We start from the raw sequence: 11,037 nt of genomic DNA on the forward strand, positions 1-11,037 counted from the left end.
GGGCGCGGCCCGCGCCCGGAGAACTCGTGCGGGTGGAGGACGTGTCCTTCTCCTACGACGACAACAGGGTCCTCAGCCACGTGGACCTGACGGTCAGCGCGCGCGAACGCATCGCGCTGGTCGGGAAGAACGGCGCGGGCAAGACCACCCTCGCCAACCTGCTGATCGGGGTCATCCGGCCCGACGAGGGCCGCGTGCTCATCGAGGGGGAGGACTACGGCGCCCTTTCGATCAAGGAGATCGGCGAGCGGATCGGCTACGTCATGCAGAACCCCAACCAGATGCTCGTCAAGGACATGATCCGCGACGAGATCACCCTCGCGCTGAAACTCCGCCGGGTGGATGAAAAAACGATCGAGGAAAAGCTCGAGCTGGTGCTCCGCCTCTGCGGCCTTTCCAAAATGCGCAGCTGGCCGGTGTCGGCCCTCTCCTACGGGCAGCGCAAGCGGGTGACGATCGCCTCGATCCTTGTCATGCAGCCGAAGATCATGATCTTCGACGAGCCGACCGCGGGGCAGGACTACTTCCACTACCGCGAGATCATGGACTTCCTCGACCGGCTCAACCGGGAGATGGGGCTCACGATCCTCTTCATCACCCACGACATGCATCTGGCGATCGAATACACCGACCGCGCCGTCGTCATGGCGGACGGGGAAAAGATCGGGGACGGGGACGTCTTCCGGATGCTCTCCGACCCGGACATCCTGCGCCGCGCGAGCCTCAAGGAGACGTCGCTCTGCAAGCTGGCGCGCCGCCTCGGCCTCGAGCCGGAGGCGTTCGTGCGCCACTTCATCGAATACGAAAGGATGGTGAGGCGGCATGACGAGCAATAGCCTGGTCCGGTTCAGCCCCGGCGCCACCCCGCTGCACACCCTCTGCGGGCAGGTCAAGGTGCTGCTCTTCATCGTATTCATCATCCTGACGATCTCCACCTTCGACTGCCGCATCCTGCTGGCGGTCACGGCGGTTGCGGCGGCCGCGCTCGCGTCGCTGCGCCCCAACTGGAAGATCATCTGGGCGCTCATGCTCGTCGCAATGGGGCTCAACACGGTGAACCTCATCCTCTTCTACCTCTTCAACCCGCACATCGGCTGTGAGTTCGTCGGCACCTGCACCGAGCTGTTCCGTTTTTCCGCCCGGCTTGTCATGCCCGCCGAAACGCTGTGGTATTTCGTCGTGCGCACCCTCAAGGTGGTGGCGATGTTCCTTGTCTCCCTCTGGCTCATCTTCGTCGTCACCCCCACCCAGCTCGCCGCCGGCTTCAACCGGATCGGGCTGCCCTACAAGCTGTCGATGGTCTTTTCCATCGCGCTGCGCTACCTGCCCGACCTCATCAAGGACTACAAGAACATCTCCGCGTCCATTCAGGCGCGCGGGCTCGAGCTGGGCCGCAAAAAGACCACCCTCAAGGCGAAGATCGAGGGGGTCGTGTCGATCGCGGTGCCGCTCATCCTCTCCTCCTTCGACGACGTGGGCACGATCGCGGACGCGCTCGACCTGCGCGGCTTCGGCAAGAACAAAAAGCGCACCTGGTATGTCGAGACGCCCTATGGCAGGCTTGATAAAATCTGTCTTGTGCTGGCGGCCGTGCTGGCCGTATTGACGACGGCCTACATGGCCTACGGCGTCATCGTCAAGCCGCCGATGTGGTATCCGTTTTAAAGGCTTGCAACTGCCATCGAAATTGCAGGGCACGCGGCTGCCACAAAGCCGGATCAGTAAATGGAGGTAACAGTTATGAAACCCTATGTCGTGTTCAGTACGGATTTTGGCCTGAAGGACGGAGCGGTCTGCTCGATGTACGGCGTCGTCAAATCGATCGACCCGGAGATCGAGATGTTCAACCTCACCCATGAGGTCACCAAATTCTGCACCTGGACGGCGTCCTACCGCCTGTGGCAGTCGATGGCCTTCTGGCCCAAGGGAACCATCTTCGTGTCGGTCGTCGACCCGGGCGTCGGGACCCCCCGCAAGGCGTGCGTCGCCAGGACGAGCAACGGCTACTACGTCGTCACCCCCGACAACGGCTCGCTGACGCTGGTGAAGGAGAAATTCGGCATCGACGAGGTTCGCGAGATCGACGAGACCCGCAACCGGCTGGTCGGCGCGGGCACCGAGGACGTGGCGATCTTCCACGGGCGCGACCTCTTCGCCTACTGCGCGGGCAAGCTCGCGGCGGGGCTCATCGACTTCGAGGGAGTCGGTCCGGCCTACGGCGTCGACGAGATCATCTGCAACCCGCTGCCCGAGGCGAAAATCACCGAGGGCCGCGCCGACGGCTATGTCGCGATGATCTGCCCGAACTTCGGCTGTGTGGACACCAACATCAATTACCAGCAGTTCGTCGCGGCGGGCTTCCGGCACGGCGACATGGTAAACGTCCTGGTCAGGCACGGCGGCGAGGTCAAGTTCGAGGGCAGGGTGCTCTTCCACCGCTCCTTCGGCTACGTCGCCAAGGGCGAGCCGATCATCTACAACAACGAGCTCAACAACCTCGACCTCTCCCTCAACGAGGTCAGCATGGGCGAGACCTACGGCATCTCCTACGGTCCCGACTGGACGATCAGCATCTGGAAATAATGAAGCGGCGCGGGCGGGCCGTGGGGCCCGCCCGCTTCCGATAGAGGTGATCGGTTGATTATCACATGCGCGGATTCGCATGCCGGGCTGCTCGAAAGCTATCTCGAGCATGAATACGTCTTTAACACCTTTCTGCTGGCCGACCTGCGGCTGTACGGGGTCAGCGCCCCCTTCCAGGACACCTGGGCGGACGTGGAAAACGGCGTCTGCCGGGCGGTATACATGCGGTTCTACCAGAACCTGATGGTCTATGGGGAGGCCGTGGACGGGGCTTTTGTGCGCTCCCTTTTGAAACGCTTTCCAATTTCTGTTATAATGGGAAAACAAGAGCTCGTCGAACGGCTTGGCGGGGACGCGGGCGATGGATATATCCTCCGGTGCAAGCGGCTTTGCATGCTGGAGGGGGAGGACGCGCTCCTGCCGGACACGGGGCGGGCGCGCAGGGCGGCCCCCGCGGACGCGGGGCGCATCCACCGGTTTTTGCAGGGCCTGCCGGAGTTCACCTCCCTCTATGCGTCGGGCGAGATGATCGCGGACCGCATCCGCAAAAACGACGGCGTCCACCTGATGCTGGAGCGGGAGGGGCGGATCGTTTCGCACGGCAACAGCACCGCCGGCGCGGGGCGGACGGTCATGCTCGGCGGGGTGGGCACCGCGCCCGCCTTCCGCGGGCGCGGGTACGCCTCCGGGATCGTCTCCGCGCTCTCCCGCGCCGTGCTGGCCGAGGGGAAGAAGCCCTGCGTCTTCTGCGGGCGCGGACCGGAGGAAAACCTCTTTGACCGTCTCGGCTTCCGGACGGTGGGGGGCTGGGCGACTTTGGAGGCGGTGGAAAGGACGGGAACCGATGAATAAGAAGATCACGAGCCTCAACGACAACAAAATCCCTTCCTACGTTTCGATCTACAACCAGATTTACTCCGATATCGTCGGCGGCGTCTATGAGAACGGCTCCCAGCTTCCGAGCGAGCCGGTGCTCGCCGAAAGGTACGGGGTCAGCCGCAACACGCTGCGGCAGGCGCTGACCATTTTGAGCGAGGACCACCTCATCGCCAAGCAGCAGGGCAAGGGGACCTTCATCACCTACGACCCCGGGCGCGGCGCGCCCGCCAGCCGGATTGTCAATCCGGTCATCGAATGCGCGCGCCGGGAGATCACCGAGGTTAAAATCTCCTACAACTACGGCCCGCCCACCGAGATCGCCCAGCACCGGCTGGGCATCCGCGTCAGCGAGATCGTCATGGCGAGCAACAACGTTTATTATTCGGGCGGCCGCCCGATCGGACATTCGTTCGTGCAGATCCCGGTGCGGTATGTCAACGAGCTCGACGTCGACCTCAACAACGAGGACGAGGCCGACGCGCTGGTTAACCGGAGGATTTTCGAGCTGGCGAGCTCCGCCGAGCTCTCCTTCAAGGTCGTCCCGGCGGAGGACAACGTCACCGCCTTTTTGCAGGTGGAGAACGAGACGCCGATCATCTACATCGAGGAGATCCTCTACGGCCCCCAGAAGGAGGGGATCGCCCGCTGCAAATTCTACTTTCTGCCCGAGGATTACGACATCAATTTCCGCTTATAACGCTTTCCCTTCCTACACAGGAAATTGCCGAAGACAGCCCCCGCTCCGGGTCCCGGAGCGGGGGCTGTCTTTTTTGCCGGCGCGGAGGAGGAAATAACTGGAGATGCGCCGGGAGGGGTCTTTTTTTTGCGCGCGCATGGTATGATGGTTGGTATGAAAAATCTGTCGAAGGGATGAAAAACGGCGGGACGGATACGGGAATGTGCCTGAAAACCGTCGACATAACGGAGAGAAAACTGGAAGTTCGCCACAAAACTGACGGAAATCGCGCCGCTGTGTCGAACCTTCGCAAAATCTATTTACGCGCCCGGGGCGCGGGGTTATGATCACTTTAACGGGAGGACGCCAACATGTTTATCAAGACAAAAGAGGAACTGCTGGAATACATCAAGGGGCTGACCGACGGCTTCCGGGGGGAGGAGCCGGAGCGTTTTACCGCGTCGGCCATCAGCGCCCGGCTGAACATCAGCAGGAACCTCACAAGCCAGTATCTCAACGAGCTCGTCAAGGACGGGCTGCTCGTCAAGGCGAACCTGCGCCCGGTCTACTTTTTCCACAAGGGAATGCTCGAGACGCAGTACGACGCGACGGTCGCCCAGCCCGCCTTCGACAGCCTGCGGGAGCTGGCGGCGCATCTGAACCGTGAAAAAAACCGGCTGCGCAACTTCCAAAAGGCGATCGGCAGCACGCGCAGCATCAGCGACTGCATCGAACAGCTCAAGGCGGCGGTGAAATACCCGCCCCACGGCCTGCCGGTGCTGCTGACGGGACAGCCCGGGACCGGCAAGAAACTGCTCGCGCGGCTGATGTACGAGTACGCGGCGGACGAGGGGGTCCTGCCGCCCGGGCGGATGGCCGTGGCCGGCTGCGCCGAATACCGCGGCGACGGGGAGGCGCTCGCCCAGATTTTCGGCGACGCGCGCCGGGGGGACGCCCCCGGATGCCTCGCCGCCGCGGACGGCGGGATGCTGCTGCTCGACGAGGCGGGGGCTCTCGGAAGCGAGTGCCAGGAGAAGCTTTTGCAGTTCATGCAGACCGGGCGCTATTCCCGCTGCGGGGAGGACGCCGTGCGTACGGCGGACGTCCGCCTCGTCTTCACCGTTTCCGCCGAGCCGGGACGCGCGCTCGACCGGGCGCTGCAGCGCCTGATTCCCGTTTCGGTGAGCGTCCCGCCGCTCGAGGAGCGCACCCCCGAGGAAAAGAAGGAGCTGCTGCTCTATTTCTTCAAGCGGGAGGCCCGCAAAAACGGGCGCAAAATCTTTATCGGCACAAGCGTTTTCCACCGGATGATGGACTACGTCTACGCGGGGAACGTCGCGCAGCTCAAAAACTGCGTGCGCAGCTGCTGCGCCAACGCGTTCCTCTACAGCGACGCGGATGCGGAAAGCCTCTACATCTACCAGTACCATCTTCCGGAGGAGATCCTGGCGGCCTCCCGTGCGGACCCCGCCGCCGAGAACGAGCAGGAGAGCCTCATCAGCATCAACGAGTACGAAAAGCTGGATGCGGTGGATATCTTTGTGCGCTTTTACGATTCGATCCTTGAGTGCTTTGCCCGGCAGGCGGGGGAGGAGGCGTCGCTCGGCGGCGTGTTCGAGCGGTGCTACGCCTACATCAACAGCTTCATGGACTACCTCTATTTCGACAAAAAGCACACCAACAGCCGGTTCAACGCGATCAAGCAGGTGGTGGACGGGGTGCTGGAGGCCGTGTCGGAGAAGTATCACGCCGTGCTCCCCGTCCACTGCGGATTTCTCATTTCGCGCGGGCTCCACGCCCAGATGCAGCGCAACCTCACCCTTCAGCGGTGGCTGGAGCGGCGGGACGCCGAGCTGGAAGGCGCGCTGGGGACGCTGCGGAGGACCTCGCCAGGGGAAATGACCATCGCGCTCGAGGCGTCGGAGCTCATCGGGCAGAACATGGACCTGCGCATCTCCAAGATGGACCTGCTGCTCCTGGCGCTCAACATCAAGTACAGCAACAAGGGCGTACAGGTCAGCGCCATCCGCGGCGTGATCGCCTGCCACGGCTACGCCACGGCCAGCAGCATGGCCGAGACGGTCAACAAGCTGATCGGGCGGCACACCTTCGACGCGATCGACCTGCCGGTGACCGCCGGTGAGGCGGACCTCGCGGTGCGGCTGGGCAAGTACATCCGCAGGCGGCCGACGTGCCGGGCGTTCGTCCTGCTCTTCGACACCGGGTCGATGGAGGCGGTGGGCGAGGGCGTGGGCGAAATCGCGAACATCCGGCTTGGGCTGGCGGACAACGTCTCCACCGCGCTGGCGCTCGCGGTCGGCAGGGGCATCTGGAGCGGGCAGGAGATCGGCACGATCCTCAAAAGCGCCTGCGGGGACGCGGCGCCCGGCTGCCGGCTGCTCGCCAGCCGGCGCAAGCAGGAGGCGGTCGTCTTCATGAGCGACGCCGACACCGGCGTTGCCGAACGGATGATCGACCTGTTCAGCGGCAGCCTGCCGCGACCGATTGATACGGCGGTGATCGCCTACGACTACTACCGGCTGATCCACAGCCGCGAGGAGGACGAGCTGTTCGGGCGGTACGACGTGAAGCTGCTGATCGGCGCGATGGACCCCGGCTTCGAGGGCGTTCCCTTTTTGGCGATCGGCGACATGATCACGGCGGAGGGGCTCGGCAGGATCGACGCGGCGCTTTCGGGCGGACTCGACGCGGCCGAGCTCGACGCCTTCAACAAGAACCTGCTCAAGGATTTTTCGCTGCTCAACGTGGTCAAGCACCTCACAATCCTCAATCCCGAAAAGCTGATGGGGTACGTGCAGGAGGCGGTGACCCGGCTGCGCGGCATCACCGGAAAACGGTTCAGCAACCGGGTGACCATCGCGCTCTACATCCACGTCAGCTGCCTGATCGAACGGCTGATCACCCGGACCCCCATCGAGCAGTATCCCGAGACGGAGGGGTTCCTGCGGGAAAAGGAGCGGTTCGTGGCGCAGGTCAAGGAGGCGTTCCATTTCCTGACGAGCCACTACGCGGTGGAAATCCCCGTCAGCGAGATCGCATACATCTACCAGCTCGTCGCGCTGGATTACGAGGACTGACAAAAGAAAGGAAGAACGGGTATGGTTGGAATACTGGTGGTGTCCCACGGCGGACTGGCGGAGGCGATGGTCAGGGCCGGCGAGCTGATCGCCGGGAAGTGCGAGCGGGTCGAGGCGGTTTCGCTCGAGCCGGGCGTGGATATGGACGCCTTCAACGAGCAGTTTTGCAGCCGGGTGCGCGCGCTCGACGACGGCAGCGGCGTGCTTGTGCTGGCCGACATGTACGCGGGAACCCCCTGCAACGTGGCGGCCCGCAATATCCGCGCCCTCGGATACGAGTGCGTGAGCGGGGCGAACCTCGCGATGCTCATCGAGGCGATCTCGATGCGGGAGGGCCGCACCGCGGCCGAAATCCGGGACGCCGCGCTCGAATCGGCGCGGGAATCGATCCGGAACCTGCGTGAAATTTACCAGTAGAGGAGTGGGAAGATGAAAAATATCGTATTGGTGCGGATCGACGACCGGCTCATCCACGGGCAGATCATGACCCAGTGGTCGCGGCTCTACAGCCCGACCGAGATCATGGTGGTCGACGATGAGACCTATCGGGATTCGTTTATGACCGAGGTGCTGCTGATGGCGGTGCCCAAGGAGTTCAAGGCCGTGGTGGCCGATGTGGACAGGGCGGCGGAATACCTGCTGCAGGATGCGGGGGAAGAGCGCATCCTCATGCTGGTGAAGGTGCCCGAGACGGTGGAGGCGCTCGTGGACCGCGGCGTCGATATCCGCGCGCTCAACGTGGGCGGCATGTGCAAGCGCGCGGGCCGGTCGACCCTCTACCGAAACATCTCCTCATCCCCGGCGGAGAACGAGACCCTCCTGCGCCTGCAGAAGCGCGGCGTGCGCGTCTATGTGCAGGTGGTGCCGGAGGACAAGGAAATGGAAATCGACAAAGTGTTATAGAGGAGGAAGGAAAATGACTGTTCTGCAAGCGATTCTGATCGGGGTCGTCTACTACCTGGGGAGCGCGCCGTGGGCCATCGGCTACCTCACCGTCTGCAAGCCGCTCGTCGCCGGCACGCTGGTCGGCTGCATCCTCGGCGCGCCCGCGGAGGGCGCGATCATGGGCGCGACTATCCAGCTGATCTATCTGGGCTGGATGTCGGTCGGCGGCTCCCAGCCCTCCGACCCGGCGCTCGCCGGGACGCTGGCCACGGCGCTGGCCATCGCCTCCAACCTTGACACGGGCGTCGCGCTCACCCTGTCGGTCCCGCTCGGCATGCTGGGCACCTTCGTGTGGGTCGGGCGCAACACCTTCAACGTCGTCATCTCGCATATGGCGGACAAGCCCACCCGCGAGGCGAACACCCGCGGCATCTGGCGGGTCAACGTGCTCTATCCGCAGCCGGTCCTGCTGCTCATGACCGTGCTGCCCGTCGCGCTCGCCGCCTACTTCGGGCCCGAGTTCGTCCAGAGCGCGCTCGACTTCCTCGGCACCCGCGTGCTCGGCATCCTCACCCTCATCGGCGGCGTGCTCCCGGCGGTCGGCATCGCGCTCAACCTCAAGGTGATCATGAAAAAGAGCGTGGCGCCCTACTTCTTCATGGGCTTTTTCCTCGTGTCCTACCTGGGCATGACGATGATGGGCGTGGCGGCCTTTGCGATCGCCGCGGCGGCGCTCTATCTCTTCAACGACATGCAGAAAGCGGAGGTGGCTTAAATGGCAAAGGAGAAAACCGGCGTCGTCCAGTCGATCGTCACCAGGAGGGACCTGCTCTACGCGTGGTTCAAGTGGTTTGTTTTTTCCCACTGCTGCATCAACTACGAGCGCTTTGAGAGCCTCGGCTTTACCAACGCGATCAGCCACATCCTCGCCAAGCTCTATCCCTCCAAGGAGGAGCTGAGCGAGGCGCTCGAGAGGCACCAGGAATTCTTCAACACCGAGCCCTACATCGGCATCGTGATCATGGGCATCAGCGTGGCGATGGAGGAGCAGCGCGCCAAGGACGGCAGCGTCTCGGGCGAGGCGATCACCGCGGTCAAGACCGGCCTCATGGGACCGCTGGCGGGCATCGGCGACACCCTCAACCAGGCGATCATCTATCCCATCCTGCTCGCCTTCTCCGTCGCGCTCGTGCTGGAAAACAACCTCGGCGTCGCGGGCGTCGTCATCTACTGCGTGCTCGTCGTCGCCGCGATGGCCGCCCAGAGCATCTATTTCGTCAACTACGGCTACCGTCTCGGCAAGGACGCGGTCTCCAAAATCCTGCGCGGCGGGCTCATGGACCGCATCGTCCACGCGGCGGGCATCGTCGGGTGCGGCGTGCTCGGCGCGCTGACCGCCACCTATGTGAGCCTGTCCACCACCCTTACCTACGGCAGCGGCGAGCAGGCCATCAGCCTGCAGGCCGACTTCCTCGACCAGCTGATGCCCAAGATGCTCCCGCTCGCGGTGACGCTCGTCTGCTTCTGGCTCGTCAAGAAGGGCAAGGGCGCGATCAAGATCATGGGAATCCTGGCGGTGGGCGTCGTGGCGCTCAGCCTGCTGCACATTATTTGAAGAGAAGGAGAAGCTGACAGATGAATATCGAACCATACATGACCGTCGCCCCCCGCGTGCGGGAGGCAATCCAAAACGGCGAGCCGGTCGTCGCGCTTGAAAGCTCGATCATCTCGCACGGCATGCCCTATCCGACCAACGTCGAGACCGCCCTTATGGCGGAGGAGACGGTGCGGGAATACGGCGCGGTGCCCGCGACCATCGGCGTTTATAAGGGGAAGATCGTCGTGGGGCTCGACCGGGAGCAGGTCGGCGCGCTCGCCAACAATCCGGCGGATCCCGCCTCCAGGGCGATGAAGGCGTCGGTCAAGGGCATCCCCTACGCCATTGTGAACGGGCTCAACGCGGGCTTCACGATCGCGGCGATCCTGCGGTGCGCGTCGATCGCGGGCATCCGGTTCATGGCGACCGGCGGCATCGGCGGGGTCAGCAAGGGCGGGGAGCTGTCGATGGACGTCTCCGCCGACCTCGACGAGTTCGGCCGCACGAGCATCGGGGTCATCAGCGCGGGCTGCAAGTCGATCCTCGACATCGGCCGCACCAAGGAGTACCTCGAGACCAAGGACGTGCCCGTCATCGGCATGGGGACCGACTCCTTCCCCGCCTTCTTCACTCCGCACAGCCGGTACCGCATCGACTACCGGATCGACGACTACCATATGGTGGCCCGGTTCCTCAAGGCAAAGTGGGAGATGGGCTTCGAGGGCGCGGCGATCCTCTCCAACCCGATCCCCGAGCAGTTCGCGATCGCGGAGGAGGTCATCGACGCGGCGATTGCCCGGGCGGTCGAGATGGCGAAGGAGGAGGGGATCGCAGGCGAAAAAAACACGCCGTTTTTGCTCTCCAGGGTCAATGAGCTGACCGGAGGCGCGAGCCTTGCGGCCAACGTTGAAATCATCCGCAACAACGCGCGCGTCGCCGCGGTTATCGCGCGGGAATACCACGCGCTGTGAGCGGAAGGGGTATGTGAGGGACTTTATGCAGCAGTTTGACTATACGATCAGCGATCCGATGGGCCTGCACGCCCGCCCCGCCGGCCAGCTCGTCAGGCGGGCGGCGGCCTTCAAAAGCCGCGTGACCATCCGTCGGGGGGACCGGGAGGCCGACTGCACCCGCCTGCTGCGGGTGATGTCCCTCTGCGCGGCGGCGGGGGAGACGGTGACCTTCACGGTGGACGGCGAGGACGAGCAGGCGGCGTGCGAGGCGATGCGCGCCTTCTGCGCCGAAAGCCTGTGAGCGGAAGGGAGAACAAGATGAAGATTCTGGAAGGAACGGGGACCTCCGGAGGAATCGCTGTCGGG

Annotated in this window: 12 protein-coding genes; all 12 read left to right on the forward strand. The window is 63.8% G+C overall.

Features of this window, described 5'->3' with window-relative positions; all coding sequences use genetic code 11:
• A partial coding sequence (locus tag RDM88_RS08980) for an ABC transporter ATP-binding protein (RefSeq protein ID WP_308754517.1) occupies nucleotides 1-836 on the forward strand: 836 nt, incomplete at its 5' end.
• A complete protein-coding gene (locus RDM88_RS08985) occupies nucleotides 823-1,665 on the forward strand; it encodes an energy-coupling factor transporter transmembrane component T (RefSeq protein ID WP_308754518.1) in 843 nt (280 codons plus the stop codon). The genes RDM88_RS08980 and RDM88_RS08985, both read left to right, overlap by 14 nt.
• A 75-nt stretch (nucleotides 1,666-1,740) precedes the next feature.
• Nucleotides 1,741-2,583 carry an SAM-dependent chlorinase/fluorinase gene (locus RDM88_RS08990; RefSeq protein WP_308754519.1) on the forward strand — a complete coding sequence of 281 codons (843 nt, stop codon included), beginning with the start codon at nucleotides 1,741-1,743 and terminating at the stop codon, nucleotides 2,581-2,583.
• Nucleotides 2,584-2,637: 54 nt separating this feature from the next.
• Nucleotides 2,638-3,435 carry a GNAT family N-acetyltransferase gene (locus RDM88_RS08995; protein ID WP_308754520.1) on the forward strand — a complete coding sequence of 266 codons (798 nt, stop codon included), beginning with the start codon at nucleotides 2,638-2,640 and terminating at the stop codon, nucleotides 3,433-3,435.
• Nucleotides 3,428-4,159, forward strand: a complete 732-nt coding sequence (locus tag RDM88_RS09000; RefSeq protein WP_308754521.1) for a GntR family transcriptional regulator — start codon at nucleotides 3,428-3,430, stop codon at nucleotides 4,157-4,159. The genes RDM88_RS08995 and RDM88_RS09000 overlap by 8 nt, the downstream gene beginning before the upstream one ends.
• A 350-nt stretch (nucleotides 4,160-4,509) precedes the next feature.
• Complete coding sequence (locus RDM88_RS09005) at nucleotides 4,510-7,236, forward strand: sigma 54-interacting transcriptional regulator (RefSeq protein ID WP_308754522.1); 2,727 nt, start codon at nucleotides 4,510-4,512, stop codon at nucleotides 7,234-7,236.
• Nucleotides 7,237-7,257: 21 nt separating this feature from the next.
• Complete coding sequence (locus tag RDM88_RS09010) at nucleotides 7,258-7,653, forward strand: PTS sugar transporter subunit IIA (RefSeq protein WP_308754523.1); 396 nt, start codon at nucleotides 7,258-7,260, stop codon at nucleotides 7,651-7,653.
• 12 nt (nucleotides 7,654-7,665) lie between these two features.
• Nucleotides 7,666-8,139, forward strand: coding sequence for a PTS sugar transporter subunit IIB (locus tag RDM88_RS09015; protein WP_308754524.1), 474 nt, complete (start codon nucleotides 7,666-7,668; stop codon nucleotides 8,137-8,139).
• A 13-nt stretch (nucleotides 8,140-8,152) separates the two neighbouring features.
• A complete protein-coding gene (locus RDM88_RS09020) occupies nucleotides 8,153-8,896 on the forward strand; it encodes a PTS sugar transporter subunit IIC (protein WP_101551274.1) in 744 nt (247 codons plus the stop codon).
• Nucleotides 8,897-9,736 (forward strand): PTS system mannose/fructose/sorbose family transporter subunit IID, encoded by an 840-nt coding sequence (locus RDM88_RS09025; RefSeq protein ID WP_308754525.1) that lies wholly within the window; start codon nucleotides 8,897-8,899, stop codon nucleotides 9,734-9,736. It begins immediately after the preceding gene.
• A 20-nt stretch (nucleotides 9,737-9,756) separates the two neighbouring features.
• Nucleotides 9,757-10,689, forward strand: a complete 933-nt coding sequence (locus RDM88_RS09030; RefSeq protein WP_308754526.1) for a pseudouridine-5'-phosphate glycosidase — start codon at nucleotides 9,757-9,759, stop codon at nucleotides 10,687-10,689.
• 25 nt (nucleotides 10,690-10,714) lie between these two features.
• Nucleotides 10,715-10,972 carry an HPr family phosphocarrier protein gene (locus tag RDM88_RS09035; RefSeq protein ID WP_308754527.1) on the forward strand — a complete coding sequence of 86 codons (258 nt, stop codon included), beginning with the start codon at nucleotides 10,715-10,717 and terminating at the stop codon, nucleotides 10,970-10,972.
• Nucleotides 10,973-11,037 lie beyond the last annotated feature (65 nt).

The organism is uncultured Anaerotruncus sp., assembly GCF_902490045.1.
Lineage (GTDB): Bacteria > Bacillota > Clostridia > Oscillospirales > Ruminococcaceae > Anaerotruncus.